The 26,131-nt window shown below is 68.8% G+C and carries 23 protein-coding genes; 11 read left to right on the plus strand and 12 right to left on the minus strand.

Annotated elements, in window-relative coordinates; translation table 11 throughout:
* Positions 1 to 9 precede the first annotated feature (9 nt).
* On the plus strand, positions 10 to 1,533 hold the full coding sequence (arfA, locus tag AC04ME_RS11750) for an arabinosylfuranosidase ArfA (protein WP_475435110.1): 1,524 nt from the start codon (positions 10 to 12) through the stop codon (positions 1,531 to 1,533).
* A gap of 225 nt (positions 1,534 to 1,758) precedes the next feature.
* Here the strand turns inward: arfA and AC04ME_RS11755 are convergent, their stop codons facing one another.
* Positions 1,759 to 3,969: a S1 family peptidase gene (locus tag AC04ME_RS11755; RefSeq protein WP_475435111.1), complete on the minus strand. Its 2,211-nt coding sequence runs from the start codon at positions 3,967 to 3,969 to the stop codon at positions 1,759 to 1,761.
* A 341-nt stretch (positions 3,970 to 4,310) separates the two neighbouring features.
* Between AC04ME_RS11755 and AC04ME_RS11760 the strand changes: the two genes are divergently transcribed.
* On the plus strand, positions 4,311 to 4,730 hold the full coding sequence (locus AC04ME_RS11760; protein WP_197066070.1) for an META domain-containing protein: 420 nt from the start codon (positions 4,311 to 4,313) through the stop codon (positions 4,728 to 4,730).
* Positions 4,731 to 4,826: 96 nt separating this feature from the next.
* On the opposite strand, the gene AC04ME_RS11765 is transcribed toward AC04ME_RS11760, so the two are convergent.
* The 5 genes from AC04ME_RS11765 to AC04ME_RS11785 all read right to left on the minus strand — a co-directional run bounded on the left by AC04ME_RS11765 (position 4,827) and on the right by AC04ME_RS11785 (position 10,461).
* Positions 4,827 to 5,960, minus strand: coding sequence for a bifunctional 2-methylcitrate synthase/citrate synthase (locus tag AC04ME_RS11765; protein WP_475435113.1), 1,134 nt, complete (start codon positions 5,958 to 5,960; stop codon positions 4,827 to 4,829).
* A gap of 2 nt (positions 5,961 to 5,962) precedes the next feature.
* A complete protein-coding gene (prpB, locus tag AC04ME_RS11770; RefSeq protein WP_475435114.1) occupies positions 5,963 to 6,865 on the minus strand; it encodes a methylisocitrate lyase in 903 nt (300 codons plus the stop codon).
* Between the two features lie 196 nt (positions 6,866 to 7,061).
* On the minus strand, positions 7,062 to 8,588 hold the full coding sequence (locus tag AC04ME_RS11775) for an MmgE/PrpD family protein (RefSeq protein ID WP_475435116.1): 1,527 nt from the start codon (positions 8,586 to 8,588) through the stop codon (positions 7,062 to 7,064).
* On the minus strand, positions 8,585 to 9,253 hold the full coding sequence (locus AC04ME_RS11780) for a GntR family transcriptional regulator (protein ID WP_079113639.1): 669 nt from the start codon (positions 9,251 to 9,253) through the stop codon (positions 8,585 to 8,587). Before AC04ME_RS11780 ends, AC04ME_RS11775 begins: the two co-directional genes overlap by 4 nt.
* 227 nt (positions 9,254 to 9,480) lie before the next feature.
* Complete coding sequence (locus AC04ME_RS11785; RefSeq protein ID WP_475435118.1) at positions 9,481 to 10,461, minus strand: EamA family transporter; 981 nt, start codon at positions 10,459 to 10,461, stop codon at positions 9,481 to 9,483.
* 39 nt (positions 10,462 to 10,500) lie between these two features.
* Here AC04ME_RS11785 and AC04ME_RS11790 point away from each other — a divergent pair, with 39 nt between their 5' ends.
* The 8 genes from AC04ME_RS11790 (at position 10,501) to AC04ME_RS11825 (ending at position 17,723) form a co-directional block, all read left to right on the plus strand.
* A complete protein-coding gene (locus tag AC04ME_RS11790) occupies positions 10,501 to 11,037 on the plus strand; it encodes a CGNR zinc finger domain-containing protein (RefSeq protein WP_079113641.1) in 537 nt (178 codons plus the stop codon).
* Positions 11,038 to 11,199: 162 nt separating this feature from the next.
* The gene (locus tag AC04ME_RS11795; RefSeq protein ID WP_475435120.1) at positions 11,200 to 12,183 is read left to right on the plus strand and encodes an acetylxylan esterase; all 984 of its coding nucleotides are present in this window, start codon (positions 11,200 to 11,202) and stop codon (positions 12,181 to 12,183) included.
* Positions 12,184 to 12,419: 236 nt separating this feature from the next.
* Positions 12,420 to 13,010: a glucose-6-phosphate isomerase family protein gene (locus AC04ME_RS11800; RefSeq protein ID WP_042541387.1), complete on the plus strand. Its 591-nt coding sequence runs from the start codon at positions 12,420 to 12,422 to the stop codon at positions 13,008 to 13,010.
* 8 nt (positions 13,011 to 13,018) lie between these two features.
* A complete protein-coding gene (gene xylB, locus AC04ME_RS11805; protein ID WP_079113644.1) occupies positions 13,019 to 14,521 on the plus strand; it encodes a xylulokinase in 1,503 nt (500 codons plus the stop codon).
* Positions 14,521 to 15,477, plus strand: a complete 957-nt coding sequence (locus AC04ME_RS11810) for an NAD(P)-dependent oxidoreductase (protein WP_475435122.1) — start codon at positions 14,521 to 14,523, stop codon at positions 15,475 to 15,477. The genes xylB and AC04ME_RS11810 overlap by 1 nt, the downstream gene beginning before the upstream one ends.
* Positions 15,478 to 15,488: 11 nt before the next feature.
* Entirely contained in the window at positions 15,489 to 16,433 is a 945-nt protein-coding gene (locus AC04ME_RS11815; protein ID WP_042541382.1) for a shikimate dehydrogenase family protein, read from the plus strand.
* Entirely contained in the window at positions 16,433 to 17,401 is a 969-nt protein-coding gene (locus AC04ME_RS11820) for a phosphotriesterase family protein (RefSeq protein WP_475435124.1), read from the plus strand. Before AC04ME_RS11815 ends, AC04ME_RS11820 begins: the two co-directional genes overlap by 1 nt.
* A gap of 25 nt (positions 17,402 to 17,426) precedes the next feature.
* Complete coding sequence (locus AC04ME_RS11825; RefSeq protein ID WP_475435126.1) at positions 17,427 to 17,723, plus strand: putative quinol monooxygenase; 297 nt, start codon at positions 17,427 to 17,429, stop codon at positions 17,721 to 17,723.
* A gap of 63 nt (positions 17,724 to 17,786) precedes the next feature.
* Here the strand turns inward: AC04ME_RS11825 and AC04ME_RS11830 are convergent, their stop codons facing one another.
* The 4 genes from AC04ME_RS11830 to AC04ME_RS11845 form a co-directional block, all read right to left on the minus strand.
* A complete protein-coding gene (locus AC04ME_RS11830; RefSeq protein WP_042541376.1) occupies positions 17,787 to 18,788 on the minus strand; it encodes an ABC transporter substrate-binding protein in 1,002 nt (333 codons plus the stop codon).
* A 47-nt stretch (positions 18,789 to 18,835) separates the two neighbouring features.
* Positions 18,836 to 19,867: an ABC transporter permease gene (locus AC04ME_RS11835; protein WP_194285966.1), complete on the minus strand. Its 1,032-nt coding sequence runs from the start codon at positions 19,865 to 19,867 to the stop codon at positions 18,836 to 18,838.
* Positions 19,867 to 21,369: a sugar ABC transporter ATP-binding protein gene (locus AC04ME_RS11840; protein WP_079113648.1), complete on the minus strand. Its 1,503-nt coding sequence runs from the start codon at positions 21,367 to 21,369 to the stop codon at positions 19,867 to 19,869. Before AC04ME_RS11840 ends, AC04ME_RS11835 begins: the two co-directional genes overlap by 1 nt.
* Positions 21,370 to 21,557: 188 nt before the next feature.
* Positions 21,558 to 22,427: a sugar phosphate isomerase/epimerase family protein gene (locus AC04ME_RS11845; protein WP_475435128.1), complete on the minus strand. Its 870-nt coding sequence runs from the start codon at positions 22,425 to 22,427 to the stop codon at positions 21,558 to 21,560.
* Between the two features lie 214 nt (positions 22,428 to 22,641).
* Here AC04ME_RS11845 and AC04ME_RS11850 point away from each other — a divergent pair, with 214 nt between their 5' ends.
* Positions 22,642 to 23,643: a LacI family DNA-binding transcriptional regulator gene (locus tag AC04ME_RS11850; protein ID WP_475435130.1), complete on the plus strand. Its 1,002-nt coding sequence runs from the start codon at positions 22,642 to 22,644 to the stop codon at positions 23,641 to 23,643.
* 123 nt (positions 23,644 to 23,766) lie between these two features.
* Here AC04ME_RS11850 and AC04ME_RS11855 read toward each other — a convergent pair whose 3' ends face one another.
* Together AC04ME_RS11855 and AC04ME_RS11860 are read right to left on the minus strand one after the other, a co-directional pair.
* Positions 23,767 to 24,732, minus strand: a complete 966-nt coding sequence (locus AC04ME_RS11855; RefSeq protein ID WP_079113651.1) for an aldo/keto reductase — start codon at positions 24,730 to 24,732, stop codon at positions 23,767 to 23,769.
* Positions 24,719 to 26,014: an L-fuconate dehydratase gene (locus AC04ME_RS11860; RefSeq protein ID WP_475435132.1), complete on the minus strand. Its 1,296-nt coding sequence runs from the start codon at positions 26,012 to 26,014 to the stop codon at positions 24,719 to 24,721. Before AC04ME_RS11860 ends, AC04ME_RS11855 begins: the two co-directional genes overlap by 14 nt.
* Positions 26,015 to 26,131: the final 117 nt, after the last annotated feature.

Below are 26,131 nucleotides of genomic sequence, written 5' to 3' on the forward strand. Positions count from 1 at the left end.
AGGAGAGCAATGTCTCAGGCCCGCATCACCATCGATCGCGACTTCACCATCGCCGACGTCCCCCGAAGGCTCTTCGGGTCGTTCGTCGAGCACATGGGGCGCTGCGTGTACACCGGCATCTACGAGCCGGGGCACCCGCAGGCAGACGAGCGCGGCTTCCGTCAGGACGTGCTCGCCCTGGTGAAGGAGATGGGTCCGACCGTCGTCCGCTACCCCGGGGGCAACTTCGTCTCCGGCTACCGCTGGGAAGACGGCGTGGGCCCGGTCGAAGACCGCCCCGTGCGCATCGACGGCGCATGGCACACCATCGAGACCAATGCGTTCGGGCTGCACGAGTTCATGGACTGGGCGAAGGAGGCCGACGTCGAGGTCATGGAGGCCATCAACCTCGGCACCCGCGGCGTCGAAGAGGCCCGGTCGCTCGTCGAGTACGCGAACCACCCGAGCGGCACCTACTGGTCGGACCTGCGTCGCAAGAACGGCGCTGAGAAGCCGTTCGACATCAAGCTGTGGTGCCTGGGCAACGAGCTCGACGGACCGTGGCAGATCGGCGGCAAGACCGCGACCGAGTACGGCCGCATCGCGCAGGAGTCGGCCAAGGCCATGAAGCTGGTCGACCCGACGATCGAGCTCGTCGCGGTCGGCTCGTCTGCGCGGTCGATGCCGACGTTCGGCACGTGGGAGCACACGGTGCTCACGCACGCCTACGACGAGGTCGACTTCGTCTCGATGCATGCCTACTACCAGGAGCACGACGGCGACGCCGAGTCGTTCCTCGCCGAGTCGGTCGATATGGATGCGTTCATCGACGGCGTCATCGCGACGATCGACGCCGTGAAGGCCGCGGGCAAGCACACCAAGCAGGTCGACATCTCGTTCGACGAGTGGAACGTGTGGGACCAGGTGAAGTACAACGACGTCGAGGCCGGCGAGGTCGCGAAGTCGGGCTGGCGGGAGCACCCGCGTCTGATCGAGGACACGTACAACGTGACGGATGCCGTCGTCGTGGGCACGCTGCTCAACAGCCTGCTGCGCCACGGCGACCGCGTGAAGATCGCCAACCAGGCGCAGCTCGTCAACGTGATCGCGCCGATCCGCTCGGAGGAGAACGGTCCGGCCTGGCGTCAGACGAGCTTCTGGCCGTTCGAGCGCATGGCTCGCCTCGCGAAGGGTCGCATCCTGCGCCTCGCGGTGTCGGCACCGCAGATCGAGACGAAGCGCTACGGCGGCGTCGACGCGGTCGATGCGGCGGCGACGTGGGATGAGGAGACCGGACGCGTCGTCGTCTTCGTCGCGAACCGCTCGCTCGACGAGGAGAGCGACCTGACGGTCGAGCTGCGCGGTCTCACGGCGCTCCGTGTCGTGAACGCCGAGACGCTGACGATCCCCGAGGGCGGCGACCGCCACACCTCGAACCTCGAGACCACGCAGGATGCCGTGCACATGGTGCCGCTCGCAGCCGCAGAGGTCGTCGACGGCGCCGTGCGCGCGACGCTCCCGCCACTGTCGTGGTCGGTGATCGAACTCGCCTGAGGCTCGCCTCGACCGCAGAAGGCCCGGCATCGCAGTCCGATGCCGGGCCTTCCGCTGTGCTCACGGCATCCGCTCGTCGGCGCACGCGGCACCCCGCAGACGGCCGCGCTGTGGAGACGGCGGCGTCCCGGATATGCGAAGAAGCCCGGCATCTTTCGATACCGGGCTTCTCGGCGAGGGGTTCACGGCCGAAGCCGGTCACACCCTCAGGAGGTGATCAGTGTGTCAGCTCTCGATGAGCTGGCGACGACGGAAGACCAGCAGCAGTCCACCCGACAGCAGCGCGAGCGCGATCGCTGCGGCGGAGAGCGGGACGAGCAGGTCGGCACCGGTCACGGCGAGTCCGCCGTCACCGGGTGCCGCTGCGCCACCGTCACCGGGAGCTGCTCCGCCACCACCGGCGACCGGGGCCGCGAGGACAGCGAACGCCAGGTCGGTCGGAGCCGACGAGACGCCGTCGATGGCCTGCGTGGCCGACACCGTGTACGTGCCCGACTCGAGAGCCGCACCGAAGTCGACGCTCCATGCGCCGTCCTCGACCGTGGCCGTGAAGGTGCCGCTCGCGGCGGCGAAGGCGCCCGCGAGAGCAGCCGTGTTCGCCGACGTCGGCTCAGCGCCGTTGAGCTTCACCGTGACGGTCGCGCCGTCGATGCCCGAGCCGGCGAGTCCGGAAGGACCGTCGTTGTGGGCGAACTCCGCGCCGTTCGCGACCGAGGTCACGGCCGGCGAGACGGGGCGGACGGCGAACGTCGAGGTGGCCTCAGGCGAGACCTCTTCTTCGCCGTCGATCGTGCGGGTCTGCGTCACGACGACGCTGTGCTCGCCGTACTCGAAGGAGAGTCCGTCGACGGTCCAGGAACCGTCTGCGGCGACCTCGGTCGTGCCGAGCACGTCGTCGGTCTCGGCATCCGTGACCGTGATGGTGGTGGTCGGCAGGCCGGTGCCGCTGATCGCGGTGACGGTTTCGGTGACCGTCGTGCGGTCAGCCGGCGAGGTGATGACAGGCGCGACGAGCGGAGCCGGCACGACGGTCACGTCGATCGTCGTGCTGTCCGAGGCGCTGAAGCCGTTGCGCGCGGTGACCGTGATGGCCTGTTCCCCGAGCTCGACGGGTCCGACGAACGAGAAGGCACCGTCCGTGACGGCGACCGTCTGGTCTGCGCCGAAGCCGCTGACCGTGACCTCGGTCGCTCCGGGAGCGGTTCCGGTGACGGTCGTTCCGGGCTGCACCTCTGCGCCATCGGTCGGGCTGGTGATGACCGGCGCGTCGATGTCGAGTGCGACCTCGTAGCCACCGGTCCGGGGCAGAGCCGTCACGAGCGATGCCGCCCAGGTGAACTGCTCTTCGGTCTCGGTCGCTTCGGACCCACCGCTGATGAGGCCGACGGCCGCATCGCCCTGGATGACCGAGCCACCCGAGTCACCGGGGCCTGCGAGCGTGTTGCTCGAGAAGCCGCGCACCCAGTGTCCGTCGATGCTCGCCCAGCCATCGAGGATGTCGTCTCCGTCGACCACACCGGTGGTGAAGCCGGTCGTGCGACCGCTCTTCGAGACCTCACCGAGCGCCGGAGCGGCGACGGACTTGATCTCGATGACGCTGTCAGCGAGCGAGCTGAGCGAGTCGCCGGCCGTGGTCCAGTCGGTGACCGCGGGAACCGGGTTCCAGCCTGCGGCCTCGTCGAGGTCGATGACCGAGATGTCGGTTGCGGTGCTCTCGCCGTTCGAACCGAGGCCACCGTCCGCGCCGCCGAACTGGGCGAAGCCGAACGTGCCGAGCAGGTCGATCGTGTCGGGCAGGGCACCTTCGCCGCCGACTGCGGGCTCTTCTCCGGGAACGGTCAGCGTCGTGTCGGTGAGCTTCTCATCGCTCGCACCGAAGGCGCAGTGCCCGGCGCTGAGGAGAGCAGGACCACCCGTGGGCGTGAACGCGGAGAAGCCCACGGAGCAGGCCCAAGCCGCGCTTCCGGGCTCGCCGGCGACGAAGCTCTCGAGGTCAGGGCTGACCGACAGGTAGCCCTGGCCGCCGACGACATCGCCTTCGGCGAACGACGTCAGAGTGCGGTCGACCTTGACGACCTCAGCGTCGGGGAAGCCCCGGTCTGCCGCAATGCCCTTGATCGCGGAGTCGCTGGCCGTGCTGTCGGCGGTCACGACGACGACGTTGCCGCCATCGGCGCTCTCACCGAGTGCGACCAGCTCTGTTCCCGCTTCGGCACTCGCCTTCGCGATGTCGGCAGCCTGCTGCTCGGAGACTCCCTCGGCGGGTGCTTCGGTCTCGACCGGTGCAGCCGTCTCCGACGCCGTGGTCGGAGCGGGCGTCGGCTCGGTGCCATCTTCAGCGAACGCCGCAGGCGCTCCGAGGAAGAGGCCCGAGAGGGCGAGCGTGGTGGCGGCCGTCAACGCCAATGGGCGTCGGCCTGTCACTCTGTGCTTCATGTGATGTATGTCCTTGCTGGTCACGGATCGTCAGTCAGTTTCATATCCGGCAGTGTGCGATGCACACAGAACCGTTCGCCTCCCGGTGGAGGCGTGAACTGCGACGCTGGCCCCCCGACAAGCAGGATCCTGTTCGTCGGGACGAACAGGGATCTCTAGAAGAGTACCCAGTAAATCCACAGAATGGGGAAATTGTTTACCGGAATTTCACCCCTTGACCTGGACGTCCTCTGTGCGATACGCGCGCACGCGCGTTGTCGTCCGACAGCGGCGAACCGATCGGCCCCGGCCGGATCGAGACTGCGATCGCATTCGCAGGCGGCACCGTTAGCATGGCCAGCATGAGCACCCACCGCAGAGCACGAAACCTCGTCGGCCTCGCGATTCTGGGAGCATTCGCGCTGATGGGCGCGGCCTGCGCGACGGGGGCACCGGGTGGCGCACCCACCTCGAGCAGCGACGACGACGCCGTCATCGAGAAGCTCGTCGGGCTGTGGGGCGAGGATTCCTCGGGCCAGCCGCACCTCGAGTTCGCCGCCGACGGCACGGTGCACGGCAGCGACGGATGCAACGGCATCACGACGACCTACTCGGTGAACGGCGAGCGCGTCGACCTCGCCCGGTTCGCATCGACTCTCAAGGCCTGCCCCGGGGTGGACGACTGGATGCGCGGCATCCGCGCGGTCGAGATCGACGGAGACGTCCTGGTGATCAAGGATGCGTCCGGCGCCGAGCTGGGAAACCTCGCCCGCGCGAGCTGATCACCACCGCAGCGGCGAGCGCGGCCTCCGACGAGCACCCGACGAGCACCCGACGAGCACCCGACCCGGGTGTGCTGACCCGGGCCGGTGCCCCGATCAGTCCTCGATGTGACGCTCGTCGACGCCGTCATAGAGCGACAGCGGGCGGATCAGCGCGTTCGCTCCGGCCTGCTCGATCACGTGCGCCGTCCACCCGGTCACGCGCGCCGCGACGAACAGCGGCGTGAACGTGAGGGTGTCGAAGCCGATGAGGTTGTAGGCAGGGCCCGACGGATAGTCGAGGTTCGGGTAGATGCCCTTGCGCGCGACGAACTCCGACTCGAGCGCGTCGTACAGCTCGGCCACCTCGGGGCGGTCGTAGTGCTCGACGAGAGTGTCGAGAGCGGCCTTCATGGTGGGCACGCGCGAGTCGCCGCTCTTGTAGACGCGATGACCGAAGCCCATGATCTTGCGCTTCTCGGCCAGGGCGTTGTCGAGCCAGGGCACGACGTTCGATGCCTCGCCGATCTCGTCGAAGATGTGCAGCACGGCCTCGTTGGCACCGCCGTGCAGCGGGCCCTTGAGCGCGCCGATCGCTCCGACCACGGCCGAGTAGAGGTCACTGAGGGTCGATGTGATCACGCGGGCTGTGAACGTCGAGGCGTTGAACGAGTGCTCGGCATACAGGATCATCGAGCGGTTGAACGCATCGACGACCACCGGATCGGGCTCCTCACCGAACGTCATCCAGAGGAAGTTCGCCGAATAGTCGAGGTCGTCGCGGGGCTCGATGAGCTGCTCCCCTCGGCGGCGACGCTGACCGTAGGCGACGATCGCCGGCAGCGCCGCGAACAGACGGATGCTGCGCTCGAGGTTCTGCTCGGGGCTGCCGCCGGCATCCAGCACCGATCCGCCCGCGTTCGGGTCAGAGGCGCCGATCAGGCTGACCGCCGTGCGCACCTCGTCCATCGGGTGGGCCTCGACGGGCACCAGGTCGATCGCCGTCTTCACGTTGTCTGCCAGCGCGCGGTGCTCACGCTCCGTCGCGCGGAACGCCGCCAGCTGTGCGGCATCCGGCAGCTCTCCGTGCCAGAGCAGGTACGCGACCGCCTCGAAGGGCTGCGTCGCCGCCAGCTCCTGCACGGGGTAGCCGCGGTAGAGCAGGCTGTTCGTCTCGGGGTTGACCTTCGAGATCGCGGTCGTGTCGACGACGACCCCGGCGAGGCCCTTCTTGATGTCCGGCTCGGTCATGCTCACTCCTTCGTGACGGTGAAACCTGCGACGCCCGAGTCGAACTGCTTGTAGGACTCGTAGTCGATCAGGTCGTAGAGATCGGCACGGTGCTGCATCTCACCGAGCTTCGAGGTGAGGTGCCCCTCCTCGTTCAGCGTATCGAGCGCACGGCCCGCCGCGCCCATCGCGATGCGCAGCAGCGACACAGGCCAGATGACCATGTTGACGCCGACGTCGCGCAGCTGGTCGACCGAGAACAGGTCGCTCTTGCCGAACTCGGTCATGTTGGCCAGGATCGGCACGTCGAGTGCGGTCGCCATCGCCTCGAATTCGGAGAGCGTCCGCATCGCCTCGGGGAACACGGCGTCTGCCCCTGCATCCACCAGCGCCTTGGCGCGGTCGATCGCGGAATCGAGCCCCTCGACGGCGCGGATGTCGGTCCGCGCCATGATCAGGAAGTTCGGGTCGCGACGGGCGTCGGCCGCCGCTCGGATGCGACGGATCGCCGTGCTCTCGTCGACCACGCTCTTGCCGTCGAGGTGTCCGCAGCGCTTCGGGTTGATCTGGTCTTCGATGTGGGTGCCGGCGAGGCCCGCATCCTCGAGCTCCTGGATCGTACGGGCGACGTTCATCGGCTCGCCGAAACCGGTGTCGGCGTCGACGATCGCCGGGATATCGGTCATGCGCGCGATCTGCTTCGCCCGCCCCGCGACCTCGGTCAGCGTGGTGAGGCCGATGTCGGGAACCCCGAGGTCGGCGGACAGCACCGCGCCCGAGATGTAGACCCCGTCGAATCCCTTCTGCTCGATCAGGCGGGCGCTCAGCGGGTTGAAGGCACCGGGGAACCGCAGCAGCTCACCGCTCGCGAGACGTTCGCGGAACAGGCGGCGCTTCTCGGCCGGGGTGACGTGCGAGTACAGCATCAGTTCTCCTCAAGCGTGTCGCGCATCGATACCGCGTTTCGTCTCGCTCGGCTTCGCCGTGCTCGCTCAACGACCGGGGGTCCCGCTCCCTCGGTCGTTGAGCGAGGCCCGCGAAGCGGACCGAGACGAAACGCAATGCCCTCGGTCGTTGAGCGAGGCCCGCGAAGCGGACCGAGACGAAACGCGGTGAGATTCATCAGAACAGGCCCTTCGGGGCGTCGGCGCCTTCGAGCAGGCCGGGCTTGGCGATGATCGACAGTTCGCCGACCTCGGCGGCCGTGAGTTCGGGCAGGCGCTGCACCAGCTCGAGGAACCGCTCGATCTCGGCCGGCTCGAGCACGGGCTCGGCCAGCAGTCGGAACTTCGCGATGTAGTTGGCGCGGGCGAACGGGCGCGCGCCGAGCGGATGCGCGTCGGCGACGGCGATCTCGTCGACCACGGTCGTGCCGTCGGTCAAGCGGAACTCCACGCGACCGCCGAACGCCTTCACATTGGGGTCTTCGGAGTGGTAGCGGCGCGTCCACTCGGCATCCTCGGCTGTGGTGATCTTGTGCCACAGAGCGACGGTGTCTTCGCGACCGGCCCGCTCGGGCRTGTACGAGTCGACGTGGTGCCAACCGCCGTCCTGCAGGGCGACAGCGAAGATGTACGGGATCGAGTGGTCGAGCGTCTCGCGCGAGGCCGTCGGGTCGTACTTCTGCGGGTCGTTCGCGCCAGAGCCGATCACGTAGTGCGTGTGGTGGCTGGTGTGCAGCACGATCGCCTCGATGTTCGCGGGGTCGCGCAGTGCCGGGTTCTCGGTGCCGAGCTTGCGGGCGAGGTCGATCCACGCCTGCGCCTGGTACTCGGCCGAGTGCTCCTTCGTGTACGAGTCGAGGATCGCGCGCTTCGCCTCGCCCGCGGCGGGCAACGGCACCTCGTAGGCGGCATCCTTGCCGTCGAGCATCCAGGCGATCACGCCGTCTTCACCCTCGTAGATCGGGGCGGGGCTGGTCTGCCCCCGCATCGCCCGGTCGACCGCCTCGACGGCGAGCTTGCCCGCGAAGGCCGGGGCGTGCGCCTTCCACGTCGAGATCTCGCCCTTGCGGCTCTGTCGCGTGGCGGTGGTGGTGTGCAGGCCCTGACCGACGGCCTGGTAGATCGTCTCGACGTCGAGCCCGAGCAGGGTGCCGATGCCGGCGGCGGCCGACGGGCCGAGGTGGGCGACGTGATCGATCTTGTGCTTGTGCAGGCAGATCGCGCGCACGAGGTCCATCTGGATCTCGTAGCCGGTCGCGATGCCGCGCAGCAGCGCGCGGCCGTCGGCCTGCACGTGCTGGGCGACGGCGAGGATCGGCGGGATGTTGTCGCCCGGGTGCGAGTACTCGGCCGCGAGGAACGTGTCGTGGTAGTCGAGCTCGCGCACGGCGACGCCGTTGGCCCAGGCCGCCCACTCGGGGCTGGTGCGGTGGTCGAGCGCCGCGCCGAAGACCGTGGCGCCGATGCCGCCGGTCGAGACGGGGTGGCTGAACGCCTGGGCGCGGGCCGCGTTGATGGGGCCGCGGGTGAGCGATGCCGCGGCCACCGACGCGTTGTCGATAATGCGGTTGATGATCATGTCGGCGACGTCCTGCTCGACCTCGACCGGGTCGGCGGCGACCTCGGCGATCTTCCAGGCGAGCTGGTCTTCTCGAGCGAGGTTCTCGTCGCTGCGGTGCACGCGGACGTGGTGGGTGACGGTCATTTCACACCTTCTGGGTTGGCTGTCAGGGAGTCGAGGATGCCGGTGAGCGCGTTGTGCAGATGCACGTGAGTGGCGTGCGCTGCGAGGTCGCCGTCTCGCGCACCGAGCGCTGCGGCGATCGTGCGGTGCTCGGCCGCGGAGGCCGCGAGGCGGTCGGGCTTGTCGCGGGCCATGCGCCGCACCCGCACGAGGTGGGTGCGCACGGTGCGCAGCGCCGAGGCGATGTAGTCGTTGTCGACGGCCTGGTCGAGAGCGGCATCGAAGCGGGCGATGAGGGCGTAGTACGCGTCGCGGCCTTCGACGGCGGCGAGATCGACGTGCGCGAATTCGTCGGCGAGCGCGGCGAACAGCGAGGCATCCCCTCGCTGGGCGGCGAGTCTGGCGGAGGTCTCCTCGAGCGCGCGGCGGATCTCGAAGAGGGCGCGGATRTCGTCGGCATCCAGGTCTGCGACCACGGTGACACGCGGCGACTGCTGCACGACCAGGCCGTCGGCCGCGAGGCGTCGCAGGGCCTCGCGCATCGGCGTGCGGCTGATGCCGAGGCGAGCGGCCTGCTCGACCTCGCCCAGCACGAACCCGGCGGGGAGGGCGCCCGACTGGATCTCCTCCAGCAGTGCCGCGTGGGCTCGGTCGCTCGCGGTAGTGCGATCGGCGACAGAGCTCATGCCCTCAGTGTATACATAGAAGCGGTCTCTGCGGACTGAGTGACCAATTCAGTGGTTAGACGTATACATTGAGTGCCCGGTGGCCGGATCCGCGCGGACCCGCTGTGCGCGCAGCCCGATCGGCGGATGGTCAAAAGAGCATCCCACGCCCGGTGGGTGGTCAAAGAAGCATCCGAAGAGCCGCCCAGAGGTGCGAATGTGACCACGCACCGGCACCCCGCGTGTGACTACCGCTGCGGCAGCGCGACGGCATCCGGAATCGGTTCGACGAACTCCGCAGGGCGCGGCTCGCCGAGCTTCACGACCACCACTCCGACGAGCACGAGCGCTCCGCCGAGAGCCTGCAGCAGGTCGGGCAGCTGTCCGAGCAGCAGCCAGCCGAACAGCAGTGCGGCGACGACTTCGGAGAGTGCGACGAAGGATGCGAGGCGCGAGCCCAGCATCCGGGTCGATGCGATGCCGAGCACGTAGGCGAGGGCAGTGGCGATGAGGCCGATCGCCAGCACCGGCACGAACCACGGCACGGTGCCGAAGCGGTAGGTGATGTCATCGGTCGTCCAGGCGATGGGCAGGATGCCGACGAGGCCGGCGATCGTGAGAGCGACGGCGCCGAGCAGCAGCCCTCCTCCGGCGAGCGCTATCGGCGGCAGGCCGGTGTCGGCCTTGGCCGAGAGCAGGAAGTACGTCGCGGCGCCGACCATCGCGGCGAGCGCCCAGAGGATGCCGGCGACGTTGACCTCGGCACCGGTGATGATGTCGAGCATCAGCACGAGCCCGACGAAGGCGATGGCCGCGCCGATCACACTGCGGCGACTCGGCCGTTCACCCCGCCGGATCCACAGCCAGAGGATGACGGCGATCGGGGCCGTGTACTCGATGAGCAGCGCGAGGCCGACGTCCATCACGGCCACAGCCTGGAAATAGCAGAGCTGCGTGGCGGTGACGGCGAGGAGTCCGTAGGCGGCGACCATGCCCGCGTTCTTCCTGAGCACTCCCCAGCGACCCCGGAGCGAGATGATCGTCGGCACGAGCAGCACGAGAGCAGCGACCCAGACCCGCGCGGTCACTGCCGCACCGGGGGTCCATCCCGCGTCGATGAGTCCTCGAGCCCAGGCGCCGGACATCCCGAACGCGAAGGCCGCGCCGATCGCCAGGGGCAGACCGAACCGCACACCCGGCGCAACGATGTCATTTGCAACCTTGCTCATGACAGGTGACGCTACTCTCGCGGGATGTAAGGTGTCAACATGAACTTCACCGATGACACGGAGGAGGCTCTGCGCTCGGCCGTCTGGCTGGTGAACTCGGCAGAGGACCCGGAAACTCTCGAGACGCTCGCCGACTACGACGCCTTCCTCGCGGACTTCCCCTACTCCGGCCGGCTCGACCGGGACGAGGCCGAGCTGGCTTCGCTGCGAGACCTGCGCCCGCGCCTGCGCGCCATGCTGCTCGCGCCCCGCGACGAGATGGCCGAGCACGTCAATGCCGCTCTCGCCGAGGCGCATCTGGCGCCGAGACTGGTGCGCCACGACGGGGTCGACTGGCACCTGCACGCCGTCGCCGACGAACGCCCGCTCGCCGAGCGCGTGCTGATCGAGACCGCCATGGCGCTGATCGACGTCATCCGCGCCGATGAGGGCTCACGCATCTCCATCTGCGCCGACGACACCTGCGAGGCACTCGCGCTCGACTTCTCGCGCAACCGCTCCAAGCGCTTCTGCTCGACGACCTGCACGAACCGCAACGCCGTGGCCGCCTATCGCGCGCGGCGCGCACGCGCCTGAGCCCTGCGCCGTGGCCCGACCGGGCCTGAGCCGACGCGCCCTCGGCGTCGTCCGCGGCCCCGCCTGAGACCAGGAGAACCGCGCCGGATCAGGAGGTTCTCCGCGGGATGCTCCTGATCTCGGCACACTCTCCTGATCTCGGCCGGGTAGCCTCGGTGACCGATGAGCATCTCCCCCTCCCCCTACGACATCTGGTTCGCCGACGCCGAGTTCGACGCGAGGTACGGCCACACGCTGAGCACGCTCCGTGCGATCGCTCCGGTCGCCGCACCCGACGGATTCGCCGAGCGGTGGCAGGGCTGGCGACAGCAGGCGAAGACGGTGGATGCCGCACCCACCGTGCTGTCCGCCGAGACCGCGCACGGCCGACGGGTCTCGGTCATCGAGCATGCGGGAGTCGACGGCACCCGCCTGCGCGCCTGGCTGGTCGACCCCCTCGCCGCCCCGGCGCGCGTCGGTGTCGTGCACAGCCACGGCTACGGCGGACGGGATGCGGTCGACCTCGCTCGCATACCCGACGATGCGGCAGCGATCTTCCCCGTCGCCCGAGGGCTGCCCACGCTGAACACGGGCGTCGGCGCCCCCGCACCCCAGGCCGAGCATGTGCTGGCCGGGATCGAGAGCCCGGACTCGTACGTGCTCGGCCTCTGCGCCCGAGACCTCTGGCTCGCTGCGGATGCTCTCACCACCCTCGTCGGCGCCCTGCCCCTCTATTACGTCGGCGAGAGCTTCGGCGGCGGCATCGGCGCCCTCGCCCTGCCGTGGGACGACCGCTACGTCGGGGCGACCCTCATCGTGCCGAGCTTCGGACAGTACGACGAGCGCCTCGCCGTGCACTGCGTCGGCAGCGGCGAGACCGTGCGCGACCACGTCGCGGCGCATCCGGAGGCCCGCGAAGTGCTGCGCCTGTTCGACGCCTCGACGGCCCTCGGCTTCGCCCGCATCCCGGTACGCGTCGAGGCGGCGCTGTGGGACCCGTACGTGCCGCCGCCCGGACAGTTCGGCGTCGCGAACGCGGCTCGGATGCTCGAACTCGCCGTCCTCCCCGCGGGCCACGCCGAATATCCGGGGGGCGAGGAGGTGGCGGCCGGGGCGATCCGCGACGGCAGGTCCCACCTCGCACGCGCGCTGCGCGCAGCACCCTGAGATCAGGAGAATGCGTCGAGATCAGGAGGATTCTCGCCGTTCTCTCCTGATTCGGGTCGATCCTCCTGATCTCGCGTCCCGCCGGCAACGGCCCCGCCACCCGCGCCCACACCCGCGCCCACGCCCGCGCGCTCACCCCCGCGCATCCGAGCACTGGACGCCACTTGTCATAACAGGTACACTCGGCTTGTCATTACAGGTTGCGCAGCGCCGCAGCACCCGTACGAGGAGCATCGATGCCCCAGTTCCACACCCCTCCGATCTCGCCGATGGCGATCGCGTTCGACGCCGAGAAGCTCACGCTCTCGCCCGAGGGGCCCACCCTCACGCGCCGGATGTCCGACCTCGAGGGCCTGTTCCTCGACGCGGATGCCTGGGCCGCCGCATCCGCCGGCGACGATCCCGTCGTCTACACGGTGACCAGCTCGCCCGTGCCCGAGGTCGACCGGGAGCTGCCGCAGTCGATCACGACGATCATGCCCGGAGACACCTCGGGTGAGCTCTGGATGACCAAGGGGCACCAGCATCCGAACCACCAGGGCGAGATCTACCTCGCGCTGAAGGGCCGCGGCGGTCTGCTCATGTTCGACGGCGAGCGCACCGAGTGGCTCGACATGCTCCCGGGCACCATCGGCTACATCCCGCCCGGATGGGCGCACCGGTCGGTGAACACGGGCGACGAGCCCTATGCGTTCCTCGCGGTGTATCCGGGCGGCGCCGGCCACGACTACGGCTGGGTGCTCGAGCACGGCATGGGCTCCCGGGCGTATCGCTCGGCCGAGGGAGTCGACCTGCGCCCCTATTCCGCGTCCCCCTCCGCGGAATAGGCTCGGCCATGCTGATCGCGCACGACCTCGGCACCACCGGCAACAAGGCGTCCCTGCACCACGACGACGGGCGCCTCGTGACCTCGGTCACGGTGCCCTACCCCGCACACTTCGCCGCCGGCGGCATCGCCGAGCAGGATCCGGCGGACTGGTGGGATGCCGTCGCCTCGGCGACCCGGCAGCTGCTCGTCCGCGCGGGAGTCGCCCCCGAGACCGTCGTCGGCCTCGTCGTCAGCGGCCAGATGATGGGCACAGTGCTGCTCGACGCCCACGGCGAGCCGGTGCGCCCCGCGATCATCTGGGCCGATACGCGCTCGGGTGCGCAGACCCGCGCGCTCGAAGAACGGCTCGGCGCCGCAGACGCGTATCGCGCGCTCGGCCACCGTCTGAACCCGACGTACTCGATCGAGAAGATCATGTGGGTGCGGGACAACGAGCCGGATGTCTGGGCTCGGGTGCGCCATTTCTGCGTCGCCAAGGACTACATCGTCTACCGGCTCACCGGACGCCTCGCGACAGAGCGCTCCGACGCCTCGGGCACGAACGCCTACGACCAGCTGCGGGGCACGTGGTCGGCCGAGGTTCTCGCCGCCGCCGGGCTCGACGCCGCGCTCTTCCCCGAGATCCTCGAGTCGACGACCGTCGCCGGAACGCTCACGACCGCGTCTGCGGATGCCCTCGGGTTGTCGACATCGGTCCGCGTGGTCATGGGAGGCGGCGACGGACCGCTCGCCGCTGTGGGCTCGGGCATCGTCGCCCCCGAAGACGGCGCCTACGTGTGCCTGGGCACGTCGTCGTGGATCTCGTTCGCCAGCCTCATCCCGCTGCACGACCCTCAGATGCGCACCATGACCTTCGACAACGTCGTGCCCGGTTCGTTCGTGCCCACCGCCACCATGCAGGCCGGCGGGGCATCGGTGCAGTGGATCGCCGAGGCGCTCTCGCCCGACCCCGCCCACCCCGACACCGCGCGCCTCACCGCAGAGGCCGGCGGCGACCTCGACACGGAAGACCTCTACTTCCTGCCCTATCTCCTCGGCGAGCGCTCTCCCCTGTGGGACCCGCACGCCCGGGGCGCCTTCGTCGGCATCGGGCGGCACCACACCCGCGCGCACCTCACGCGGGCCGTGCTCGAAGGCGTGGCCTACAACCTGCTCACCTGCATCCAGGCCTTCCGCGAATCCGGAGCCGCGATCGACCGCATCGACGCGGTCGGCGGCGGGGCGCAGAGCGACGCGTGGCTCGGCATCCTCGCCGACGTCTGGGGCGTGCCGATCCGCCGCCGCACGATCGTCGAAGAGGCCAACAGCCTCGGCGCCGCGGTCACCGGTGCGGTCGGGCTCGGGCTCGCGGACTTCTCGGCGGCCAGGGCGCTCAGCGAGGTCACGGCGGAGTTCGCACCGGATGCCGGTCGGCACGCCGTGCACGCGCAGCGGCATGCCCGCTTCGTCGACGCCTACGCGGCCCTCGAGCCGTGGTTCACCGCCGCGCCGCCGGCCGAGGAGCGCTGATGGGCGTCATCCTCGCCACGAGTCGGTCGTTCTCGGACGGCGATCTCGACCTCGTGGGGCGGGCCAGGGCCGCGGGTCACGAGGTCGTCCGCGGACCCGCGCACCACGGTCTCGCCGAGCTCGCGCCCCTGCTCGCGGCAGCCGAGGGGTGGATCGCCGGCACGGGGCCGGTGACCGACGAGCACCTCGCGGCCGCTCCGAACCTCAGGGTCGTCGCCCGCTACGGCGTCGGCACCGAGGCCGTCGATCTCGATGCGGCGCTGCGACGCGGCATCCCCGTGACCAACACCCCGGGCGCGAACGCGGATGCTGTGGCCGACCATGCCGTCGGCCTCATGCTCGCGGCACTCCGGTTCATCCCCGACGGCGATCGCCGTGTGCGCGCGGGCGACTGGAGCGTGCGACGAGGGCGGGAGCTCGGTGCTGCGGCCGTCGGCATCGTCGGCTTCGGACGCATCGGTCAGGGCGTCGCCCGGCGCCTGAGCGGCTTCGGCTCGAGGGTTGTTGCGACCGATCCCTTCCTCCCGGCCGACGTCATCGTCGAGCGCGGCGCCGAGCCGATCGATCTCGACGAGGTGTTCCGCTCGGCCGACCTGATCACCCTGCACGCCCCCGGTGGACAGACGCTGGTCGACGCGGCGCGGCTCGACAGCATCCGACCGGGCCTGATCCTGGTGAACACCGCGCGCCCCGACCTCGTCGACGAGGCGGCCATCGCGGACGCCCTGCGCGACGGCCGTCTCGGTGCATACGCCGCCGACACTCTCAACGGCGACACCGCGGCGAGTGCGAGCCCGCTGCTCGCCGACGACCTCGCAGACCGGGTGACCGTCACCCCGCACCTCGGCGCCCAGACGACGCAGGCCGTCGACAACATGGGCTCGATGTCGCTCGACGACGTGCTCGCCGTGCTCGCAGGGCGCTCCCCCGCCCACCCCGTCTCTCCCCGACTCTGAAGGACCAGGCCATGACCATCACCGAGACCCCCGCCACCACGACCGGCGGCTACATGGGCTTCGTCGGCGTGAGCACCGGCTCGTCGTCGATCATGAAGGTGTTCCCGAAGTGGGCCGAGGTGCTGGGGCTCCCCACCGAGAACCTCATCGGGCACGACCTGCCGATGGATGCCACCCCTGAGCAGTACGTCGCGATGGTCGAGCAGATCCGCGACGACCCCCACCACCGCGGCGCCCTCGTCACCACCCACAAGATGAACGTCTTCGCGGCGGCATCCGACCTCTTCGACGAGCTCGACCCGTTCGCCGTCTCGTGCTCCGAGATCTCGAGCATCTCGAAGCGGGGCGATCGTCTGATCGGTCGCGCCAAGGACCCTCTCACGGTCGACCTCGCGCTGAACGACTTCCTCCCGACCGACCACTTCGCCCGCACAGGCGCCGAGGTCGTGATCCTCGGCGCCGGCGGCTCCGGCACGGCCCTGAGCTGGGCGCTGGCCGAGCGCGCGGACGCTCCGGCGAAGATCACCGTCACCGCCCGCGACGACGACAAGCTCGACCACCTGCGCGAGGTGCACCGCCAGCACGGCACCCCCGAGGGACTGATCACCTACGTGCGCACCGACACGGTGCAGGATGCCGCCGCGATCGTCGCGGCCGCCCCGGCGGGGTCGCTGATCGTGAACGCCACGGGCCTCGGCAAGGACCGCCCCGGGTCGCCGCTGCCCGACGACGTCGTGTTCCCGACCGACGCGTGGGTGTGGGAGTTCAACTACCGCGGGTCGCTGGAGTTCCTGCACCAGGCGCGCGGGCAGCAGGCCGAGCGCGCACTGCACGTGATCGACGGCTGGCGCTACTTCATCCACGGCTGGTCGCAGGTCGTCGCCGACGTGTTCGAGATCGACCTCACCCCCGAGATCGTCGAGCGGCTCGCCGAGGCTGCCGAGTCGGTGCGCTGATGCCCGTCATCCGAACCGTGCTCGGCGACGTCGACCCGGCGCAGCTCGGGGCGACGAACTATCACGAGCATCTGTTCCAGATCTCGCCGCTGCTCGTCGGCGACGAGCTCGACGACGAAGACCTGTCGGGTCGCGAGGCCGCGCTGCTGAAGGCCAGCGGATTCACGGCGATGGTCGATGCCACTCCGTTCGGCCTCGGGCGCGACCCCGAGGCGGTGGCCCGCATCAGCGCAGGCACCGGCATGCATGTCGTCGCGACGACGGGGCGCCACCGCGAGGCGCATTACGGTGCGGATCATCCGCTGCAGGTGTGGGGCGTCGAGCGCCTCGCCGAGCTCTTCGTCTCCGAGGTGACTCGTGGCATGGTCGTCGACGATGCACTGGTGTTCGAGACGCCCGACGCCCCCCGTGCGGCAGCACCCGATGGCGCCGTGGTGCGCGCCGGGATGCTCAAAGCGGGCGTCGACTACTGGAGCATCAGCCCCTTCGAGCGCACGACGCTGCTCGCGGTCGCCGACGCGCATCGAACGACCGGGGCACCGGTCATGGTGCACCTGGAGTTCTGCACCGCCGCCCACGAGGTGCTCGATCTTCTCGAGGCCGAGGGCGTGGCATCCGATCGTGTCGTGCTCGCGCATGCCGACCGAGACCCGGATGCCGGCCTGCACGCCTCGCTCGCCGAGCGCGGCGCCTATCTGGGATACGACGGCTTCGCCCGCCCGCGCACGAGGTCGGATGCCGAGCTGCTCGCCCTGACCGAGCGGGTCGTCGAGCTCGGCGCGGTCGACCGGGTGCTTCTCGGCGGCGACGTCGCCCGTCGAACCCGGTACATCTCCTACGGCGGAATGCCGGGACTCGCCTACCTCGGCGAGCGCTGCCTCCCGCGGTTGCGGTCGGCGGTGGGCGAGGATGCAGTCGAGCGGATGCTGGTCGCCAACCCCGCGCGTCTGCTCACCCTGTCTGCCTGATCCCCCATCTCCGAGGAGCACTCCCATGACCGAGCCCACGATCCTGCACGCGATCTTCACCGCGCGCCCCGAGCAGGGCGACAACGTCGCCGCACTGCTGCGCGACTTCGCCGAGGTCGTGCGCGCGGAAGAGGGCAACGTCGTGTTCGATGCCACCCGGCTGGTCGACGACCCCGACCGCTTCTTCGTCTACGAGGTCTACCGTGACGAGGCCGCCTTCCAGGCGCACCTCGCCGCTCCCGCCGGAGTGCCGTTCAACGAGGCCCTGCAGCAGCTCATCGTCGAGCCCTCGTCGATCCTCACCTTCCTGCGCCGCATCTGACCCCCGCACACGCAGAGAAGCCCCCCGCCCGAAGGCGAGGGGCTTCTCCGTGATCTCAGCGGGTCACTCGTAGAGGACCGCTGCGATGTCCTCGTCTTCGAGGTTGGTGCTGTCGTACCAGTACGAACCCGTGTCGTAGAACTCGTCGACCGAGTCGCCGTTGGCCGCGTCGTAGGCCGCCTGCACGACCTGCTCGCCGATGCCGATCGGGTCCTGCGTGATGGCGCCGGCCATCGTGCCGTCCTTGATCGCGTTGATCTGGGCTGCGCCCGAGTCGAAGCCGACGATCGTGATCTTGCCCTTCTCGAGACCCAGCTCGTTCACGGCGTTGACGACGCCGATGGCCGAGCCCTCGTTGGTGCCGTAGATGCCCTTGAGGTCGGGGTGCGCCGCGATCAGCGTCTTGGCGATGTCGGCCGACTTCAGGTGGTCGCCGTCGCCGTACTGGATGTCGACGATCTCGATGTCGGGGTAGTCCGCCTCGATCTTCTCGACGAAGCCGTCACGACGCTCGACACCGGTCGAGTTGATCTGCGAGTGGCCGACGATCGCGACCTCGCCCGATCCGCCGATCAGGTCGGCCATGTGCTCAGCGGCCAGCGCGCCGGCGACCTTGCTGTCGGTGGCCGAGAGGCTAAGGCCCACGTCGCCGTCGCACGGGGCGTCGAAGTAGACCACGGGGATGTCCTTCGACTTCGCCTGCTCGAGCGGGGCGACGCACGCCTCGGGGTCGAGGGCTGCGTAGGCGATGGCATCCGGGTTCTTGTCGATCGCGGCGGTCAGCATCTCGAGCTGCTGTGCGATCTCGGTCTCGGCCGCGGGACCTTCGAACGTGATGCGGACACCGAGCTCTTCGGCCTTCTGCTCCGCGCCCTTCTTGACGGCCTGCCAGAACTGGTGCTGGAAGCCCTTCGAGACCATGGCGATGTACATCTCGCCGTCGCCGCTGCCTCCGTCGCCGCCGCTGCCTTCTTCGATGACGTCACCGCCGCCGGCACAGCCCGCGAAGACGAGGGCGGATGCGGCCACGAGTGCCGCGAATGCGGTCTTCTTGCCGAATTTCATGGAAACTCCATTGTTCTCTGTGTGGTGGTGGGGGGGATAGGTCTTGATCAGGTGTGCTGGCGGTTGCGCAGCGAGTCGAGGAACACGGCCAGCAGCACGACGACGCCGACGACGATGTTCTGCCACTCCGTCTGGATCGACATGATGCGCAGTCCGTTGACGAGCACGCTCATGATCAGCGCGCCGATCACGGTGCCCAGGATCGACCCGCGCCCGCCGAGCAGCGAGGTGCCGCCGATGATGACGGCCGCGATGGCCTGCAGCTCGTACCCGGTGCCGATCTGCGGCTGTGCCGAGTCGAGACGGGCGGCGATCACGATGCCCGCGATGCCGGTGAAGGCTCCCGCGAACATGTAGATGAAGATCGTCCAGCGTCGCGTGTTGACGCCAGAGAGGCGCGTGGCCTCCTCGTTCGAGCCGATCGCGAAGGTGTACCGGCCCAGGAGCGTCTTCGACAGCACCAGCCAGGCGACGATCGCGAGCGCGGCGGTGATCAGCACGGCGTTCGGGATGCCGGGGATGATCACGCCGAGCGCGATCTTCTTGAAGTCCGGTGCCGAGGTCGAGAAGTAGATCGGCGCGACGTTGGAGATGACGAGGGCGAGGCCTCCGGCGATCATCATCATCGCGAGGGTCGCGATGAACGGGGGCAGCCGCAGGAATGTGATGTTGATGCCGTTCACGAGGCCCATCAGCACACCGGTCGCGATGCCGCCGATCACGCCGAGCCAGACCGGCAGGCCGAGATTGGTGACGATGACACCCGTCATCACGGCGCACAGGGCCATGCCGGTTCCGATCGACAGGTCGATGCCGCCGGTGATGATGACGAACGTCGTGCCGAGGGCGAGGATGCCGATGACCGCGGTCGAGAGCAGCACGGTCGCGATGTTGCTGAAGGTGAAGAAGTTCGGGCTGGCGATCGAGAAGAAGATCACGAGCACGATCAGGGTGCCGAATGCGAGGGACTGCTGCACCTGACGCTTCAGGAAGCCGACCACGTCGCGCTTGTCGGTGTTCTCATCGAGAGCCGTCTGGATGATCGTCGTCGTCGACGACCCGTTCTGCGGAGCGCTCATCAGTCTTCCTCTCCGTGGGCTGCGAGTTGCATGATCTTCTCCTGGCTGGCGTCCTCGTTGCGGAGCGTGCCGGTGATGCGCCCGTTCGCGAAGACCGCGATGCGGTTCGCGACACGGAGGATCTCCGGCAGCTCCGACGAGATGACGATGATGGACTTTCCCTGATCAGCGAGCTGCTGCATCAGGCGGTAGATCTCTTCCTTGGCGCCGACGTCGATTCCTCGCGTCGGCTCGTCGAAGATGAGGATGTCGCAGTCGCGCATCAGCCACCGGGCGATGACGACCTTCTGCTGGTTGCCTCCCGACAGCAGCTTGACGACCTGGTTGACCGAGGGCGTCTTGACGCGCAGCTGCTGGACGTAGTCCTTGGTGCGGTTCTTCGCCTTGCCGTCGCCCATCCAGCCGATCGCGTTGGCATACGACCCGAGTGAGGCGAGCACGGTGTTGAAGGTGACGTCCTGCTCGAGCATCAGCCCGAGCAGCTTGCGGTCCTCCGAGAGGTAGCCGACGCCGTGCTTGACGGCATCCGCCGGCTGAGCGATGCGCACCGGTCGTCCGCCGATCGACACGGTGCCCCCGTCGCGGTGGTCGGCGCCGATGATGGCCCGGGCCGTCTCGGTGCGACCGGCGCCCATGAGCCCGGCGAAGCCGAGGATCTCGCCCCGGTGCAGTTGGAACGACACGTCTGTGAGCAGGCTCTTGGTCGAGAGCCCCTGCACATCGAGCACGATCGGATCGTTGGCGTGCTCGCGGGCCTGCGGTCTGGTTCCCTCGTCGATCACGCGGCCGACCATCATCTCGATGATCTTGGGGACGCTCACCTCGGATTTATCCAGTGATCCGATGTATGTGCCGTCACGCAGCACGGTGACCCGGTCGGCGAGGCGCCGCAGCTCGTCCATGCGGTGCGAGATGTAGACGATGCCGGTGCCTGACGCCCGCAGCTGCTCGATCAGCACGAACAGGGTCTCGGTCTCGGAGTCGGTGAGTGCCGACGTGGGCTCGTCCATGATGAGCACCTTGGCGTTGAACGAGAGCGCTTTGGCGATCTCGACCATCTGCTGCTCGGCCACCGTGAGCTCGCCCACGAGCTGCCGCGGGTTCAGTCTGATGTCGAGACGCTGCAGCAGCGCGGCGGTCTGCGCGTTGAGCTTGCGCTCCGACAGGAAGGGACCGGTCGTGGGCTCGCGCCCCACGTAGATGTTCTGCGCAACGGTGAGGTCGGGCATCAGGTTGAGTTCCTGATGGATAATCGTGATGCCGAGCTGCTGCGCCTGCAGGGGGCTGGTGAGCTCGACCTCCCGGCCCTCGAAGGTGATCGTGCCCTCGTCCTTGGTGTAGATCCCCGAGAGGATCTTCATCAGAGTCGACTTGCCCGCGCCGTTCTCGCCCACGAGCACCAGCACTTCGCCGGCCCGCACCTCGAGGTGCACGTCCTTGAGAGCCTGCACACCGGGGAATCCCTTGCTGATCCCCTCGACTCTGAGAATGGGGTCACTCATGTGCTCACCTGCTTCCTTGAAGGTCGTTATGCGATATTCCAGTCGGGCCTGGAAACATCGGATCAATTCTGCGTCCTGCGCCCCACCCTGCGCAAGTTGTATCTAAATGTAACTAAGACTTGTTCGGATGGGAAGACCTGTAATAACAAGTTGACAACGGGTCTGGATCTCGAGCGGCCTGCGCTGGGTCAGTGCAGCCTGATCGAGTCGACCGCGACGAGCTTGTCGCGGATGTAGGCGTTGGCGTGCGCACCGAGCTCGACGTTGTCGGTCCACAGGTTGCGCCAGATGCCGAGCATCCGGCTGAGGTCGGGGGCGACCACCGCCGAGGAGAACGACTCGAACACGATCGGGCCGTCATAGCCGATGCGCCCCAGCGCCTTGAAGAAGTTGTCGAAGTCGACCGTTCCGGTGCCGAGATAGCCGCGGTGGCTCTCGCCGATGTGCACGTAGCGGAGGGCGGGTGCGGCATCGAAGACCGGCGCGAACATATCCGACTCCTCGATGTTCATGTGGTACGTGTCGAGGTGGATGCCGAGGTTCGGCCGATCGACCTCCGCGAGGTAGGCGAGTGCCTGCCGCGCGGTGTTCAGCACGTTGGTCTCATAGCGGTTCACGACCTCGAGCGAGACCGAGATCCCTCGCTCGGCCGCGTGATCCGCGACGCGGGCGATGGTGCGACGGCTGCTCTCGAGCCCTTCTGTCGTCACCGGGTCCATGTACTTCTGCATCGCGCTGTAGATCACTCCGCAGAAGTGCCGGCCGCCCAGCTCGGCCAGCACATCGACGGCCTTCATCAGCAGCGCCTCCCCCGCGGCGACGACTGCCGGATCAGAGCTGGTCACATCCGTCGCCCCCGAGAGACCGAGCGAGGCGCTGACGGCGAGGTCGTGCTCTTCGAGCGCCTCCTTCGCGGCGGCGACATCGAACGTGAACGGATCCATGAGCGGGAACTCGATCAGGTCGAAGCCTGCCGCCTTCGTCTGCTCCGCCGAGAGTCGGATGCCGTCGGCATCGAAGTGTCCGGTCCAGACGAGCCCGTGGCATCCGATGTTCATGAGACCTCTCGGAGACGGGTGTGGGGCACCATCGCCTCTGGGATTTGGCACGTGCCAAGTCCGCGTTCAGGTCACGGTACGCGGGGTCGTACGGGGCTGTCAAGAACTTTCTTGGCACGTGCCAACTGCTCGGCTACTGTGGACTCGTCGGTGCCGCGCCGGTGCGCAGTGGTCCCCGCGCACGAGCGCACCGGCGCAGCCGACAAGGAGCTCCATGCCCGCCAGCGTCAAAGATGTCGCCGCCCTCGCCGGGGTCTCCTCCTCGACCGTCTCGAACTACCTCAACCACCCTCACGTGCTGGGCGAATCGAGCGCCGCGAAGGTCCGGGCCGCGATCGAACAGCTCGGCTACGTGCCGAACGAATCCGCACGACAGCTGYGCGCGGGGTCGAGCAAGGCGCTCGCGCTGATCCTCCTCGACGCCTGGCTGCCGTACTTCCACGAGCTCTCGCGCGGTGTCGAGGACGTCGCCCGCGAGGGCGGCTGGTCGCTGTTCTTCAGCAACAGCAACCGCGACGCCGACACCGAGCGTCGCAACATCGACATGTTCGAGGCGCATCGGGTGCAGGGCATCGTGATCTATCCGCTCGAAGACGTGGTGCCCCGGCTCGAGCAGCTCGCCGACCGCGGCATCCGCTCGGTGGTGGTCGGGCCCATCCCCGACTCCCCGACCGTCGGCTCCGTCCTCTTCGACGACCGCGGCGGCGGCCGCCTCGCGGGTGAGCACCTGCTGGCGATCGGACGCCGCCGCATCCTGTTCCTCGGGGCGCCGAGCGTCAGCCAGTCGAACGACCGGCTGCAGGGGCTGCGCGACGCCGTCACCGGCTCGGACGCCACGGTCGAGGTGTTCGACGTGCCGCATCTCACGACGGAAGACGGCCTCGAGGTCGCCGAACGCATCCTCGCGCTCCCTGCAGACGACAGGCCCGACGCGATCTTCGCGGCGAACGACATGGTGGCGATCGGCGTGATGACTCAACTGCTGCGTCACGGCATCCGCGTGCCCGACGAGATCGCGCTCGTCGGCTTCGACGACGTCGCGCAGGCGCATCAGAGCGTCGTGCCGCTGACGAGCGTGCGGCAGCCCGGGTACGAGATCGGACGGGCGGCGGGTGCGGCGCTGATCCGACAGCTCGCCGATCCGGCGGCTGCACTCCCCGCCCCGACGCCGTTCGCCGCCGAGCTCGTCGTCCGCGAGTCGACCGTCGGTCGCTGAGTCCGCTCGCCGCGCCCACCCGGTGCACAATTCAGCATGAACGCGAGCTGAAACCGATACCGCCGGCCGGAACCCGCTCTCCCGGGGCGGTTCCTGCTGAGCTGTCGACGCGCGCAGCTCGACTCAGGCCGGAATCAGCCCTTCCGCCGCTAGCTCATCCCACAGCGCCGCCGGGATCTCGAGCGCCGCATACTCGGCATTCTGACGAAGCTGCGCCGGCCGACTGCCCCCGACGACCACCGACCGCACGACGTCGGACTGCAGCGGAAACTGGATGGCCGCGGCGGGCAGCGGCACGGCGTGGTCGGCGCACACGCGGGCGATGCGCAGCAGCCTCTCCCACAGCTCGTCGGGCAGCTGACCGTACTCGTAGCGACCGTCACGGCGCGGCTCGCTCGACGCCAGCAGGCCGGAGTTGAACACCGATGCCGCCACGATGCCGGTGCCGGTCTCACGACAGGCGGGCAGCACCTCGGCAGCGGCGGGCTGCTCGAGCAGCGTGTAGCGACCGGCGACCATGATCAGGTCGAGGTCGGCCGAGCGCACCGATGCGGCGAGCGCGTCCGACACCATCGAGCCGATCCCGATCGCCGACACCTGCCCGTCAGAGCGCAGCTGCTCGAGCGCCGGAAGCGCCTCGGCGAGTGCGAGGTCGAGGTCATGTCGCTCGGGGTCGTGCAGATAGACCAGATCGATCTGCTCGATGCCCAGTCGCTCGCGCGACTCGTCGAGACCGGCACGGATCCCGTCGTCCGAGAAGTCCCACACGCGCTGCAGATCGTCGGGCACGTGGAAGTCGTTCGCGGTGTCGAGCCCGCCGTCGTGGTCGGGGTTCGGTCGCAGCAGCCGGCCGACCTTCGTCGACAGCACGTACTCCTCACGCGGCTTGGTCTGCAGGAATGCGCCCAGGCGTCGCTCCGAGAGTCCGAGCCCGTAGTGCGGAGCCGTGTCGTAGTAGCGGATGCCGCTGTCCCACGCCGCCTCCAGGATCGCCCAGGACTCGTCGTCGCTCAGCGGGCGGAACAGATTGCCGACGTTCGCCGCCCCGTACCCGAGCGCGGGGACCGCCAGAGCCTCAGACGCCGACATGCTGTCCCTTCCACGTGTAGGCGGCGATGCTCTCGGCCTTCATCTCCATGCCGGAGCCCGGCGCAGTCGGCGCCATGTACGAGCCGCCCTGGATGTCGGTAGGGATCACGAAGTGCTCGTGCAGGTGATCGACGAACTCGATCATGCGGCCTTCGCGCGTGCCCGTGACGGCGACGAAGTCGAACATCGACAGGTGCTGCACGGCCTCGCACAGGCCGACCCCGCCGGCATGCGGACAGACGGGCACCCCGAACTTCGCCGCGAGCAGCAGGTTGGCGATGTTCTCGTTCACGCCCGCGACGCGCACGGCGTCGATCTGCATGACCGCGATCGCCTCGGCCTGCAGCAGCTGCTTGAAGATGACGCGGTTCTGCGCGTGCTCACCGGTCGCGACGCGGATGGGCGCGACTCCCCTGGCGATCTCGGCGTGACCGAGCACATCGTCGGGGCTGGTCGGCTCCTCGATCCAGGCGGGGTGGAACTCGGCGAGCGCGTTGACCCATTCGATCGCCTCCGACACCTCCCAGCGCTGGTTCGCATCGATCGCGATCGGGAAGTCGGGTCCGCAGACCTCGCGCGCCTTGCGGAAGCGGCGGATGTCGTCGTCGAGGTCGGCGCCGACCTTGAGCTTGATCTGGGTGAAGCCGTCGGCCATCGCCTCGCGGGCGAGCCGCTCGAGCTTCTCGTCGGAGTAGCCGAGCCAGCCGGGGCTCGTCGTGTATCCCGGATACCCGGTGGCCAGCAGCTCTCGTTCGCGCTCGATCCGGCCCGGCTCTGCGGCACGCAGGATCTCGAGCGCGTCCTCGCGCGTGAGCGCATTGGTGACGTAGCGGAAGTCGACGAGGTCGACCAGCTCCTCCGGCGTCATCCGTGCGAGGAGCTGCCAGAGCGGCAGCCCCGCGCGCTTCGCCTTGATGTCCCAGAGCGCGTTGATGACCGCGCCGATCGCCATGTGCATGACGCCCTTCTCGGGTCCCAGCCACCGCAGCTGCGAGTCGCCGATGATGTCGCGGAACGTCGTGCCCATGTCGTCGAGCAGCGGCTCGATCTCGCGCCCGACGAGGTGCCCGGCGAGCGCGTCGATCGCGGCGACCTGCACGTCGTTGCCTCGCCCGATGGTGAAGACGAAGGCGTGGCCGTCGATGCCGTCCTCGGCGTCGGTGCGCACGATCACGTACGCGGCCGAGTAGTCGGGATCGGGATTCATGGCATCCGATCCGTCCAGACTCAGCGACGTGGGGAAGCGGATGTCGGTCGTGTCGAGGGCTACGATGCGGCTCACGGGGTCCTCTCGTGCACGGGGTGGGGATTCGTGCAGATCTCTTGGAGTGTAAACATCCGATGTCTATACTGTCAACGAGACGGGCCTCCATGGCGCGCCCCGCAACACAGAATCCTC

It is taken from the genome of Microbacterium sp. LjRoot205 (assembly GCF_056175745.1).

What these genes read in the sequence shown, in the direction of transcription:
- arfA (WP_475435110.1), top strand. Translation starts at nt 10, where the DNA reads ATGTCTCAGGCCCGCATCACCATCGATCGCGACTTCACCATCGCCGAC.
- AC04ME_RS11755 (WP_475435111.1), bottom strand. Translation starts at nt 3,969, where the DNA reads ATGAAGCACAGAGTGACAGGCCGACGCCCATTGGCGTTGACGGCCGCC.
- AC04ME_RS11760 (WP_197066070.1), top strand. Translation starts at nt 4,311, where the DNA reads ATGAGCACCCACCGCAGAGCACGAAACCTCGTCGGCCTCGCGATTCTG.
- AC04ME_RS11765 (WP_475435113.1), bottom strand. Translation starts at nt 5,960, where the DNA reads ATGACCGAGCCGGACATCAAGAAGGGCCTCGCCGGGGTCGTCGTCGAC.
- prpB (WP_475435114.1), bottom strand. Translation starts at nt 6,865, where the DNA reads ATGCTGTACTCGCACGTCACCCCGGCCGAGAAGCGCCGCCTGTTCCGC.
- AC04ME_RS11785 (WP_475435118.1), bottom strand. Translation starts at nt 10,461, where the DNA reads ATGAGCAAGGTTGCAAATGACATCGTTGCGCCGGGTGTGCGGTTCGGT.
- AC04ME_RS11790 (WP_079113641.1), top strand. Translation starts at nt 10,501, where the DNA reads ATGAACTTCACCGATGACACGGAGGAGGCTCTGCGCTCGGCCGTCTGG.
- AC04ME_RS11795 (WP_475435120.1), top strand. Translation starts at nt 11,200, where the DNA reads ATGAGCATCTCCCCCTCCCCCTACGACATCTGGTTCGCCGACGCCGAG.
- AC04ME_RS11800 (WP_042541387.1), top strand. Translation starts at nt 12,420, where the DNA reads ATGCCCCAGTTCCACACCCCTCCGATCTCGCCGATGGCGATCGCGTTC.
- xylB (WP_079113644.1), top strand. Translation starts at nt 13,019, where the DNA reads ATGCTGATCGCGCACGACCTCGGCACCACCGGCAACAAGGCGTCCCTG.
- AC04ME_RS11810 (WP_475435122.1), top strand. Translation starts at nt 14,521, where the DNA reads ATGGGCGTCATCCTCGCCACGAGTCGGTCGTTCTCGGACGGCGATCTC.
- AC04ME_RS11815 (WP_042541382.1), top strand. Translation starts at nt 15,489, where the DNA reads ATGACCATCACCGAGACCCCCGCCACCACGACCGGCGGCTACATGGGC.
- AC04ME_RS11820 (WP_475435124.1), top strand. Translation starts at nt 16,433, where the DNA reads ATGCCCGTCATCCGAACCGTGCTCGGCGACGTCGACCCGGCGCAGCTC.
- AC04ME_RS11825 (WP_475435126.1), top strand. Translation starts at nt 17,427, where the DNA reads ATGACCGAGCCCACGATCCTGCACGCGATCTTCACCGCGCGCCCCGAG.
- AC04ME_RS11830 (WP_042541376.1), bottom strand. Translation starts at nt 18,788, where the DNA reads ATGAAATTCGGCAAGAAGACCGCATTCGCGGCACTCGTGGCCGCATCC.
- AC04ME_RS11835 (WP_194285966.1), bottom strand. Translation starts at nt 19,867, where the DNA reads ATGAGCGCTCCGCAGAACGGGTCGTCGACGACGACGATCATCCAGACG.
- AC04ME_RS11840 (WP_079113648.1), bottom strand. Translation starts at nt 21,369, where the DNA reads ATGAGTGACCCCATTCTCAGAGTCGAGGGGATCAGCAAGGGATTCCCC.
- AC04ME_RS11845 (WP_475435128.1), bottom strand. Translation starts at nt 22,427, where the DNA reads ATGAACATCGGATGCCACGGGCTCGTCTGGACCGGACACTTCGATGCC.
- AC04ME_RS11855 (WP_079113651.1), bottom strand. Translation starts at nt 24,732, where the DNA reads ATGTCGGCGTCTGAGGCTCTGGCGGTCCCCGCGCTCGGGTACGGGGCG.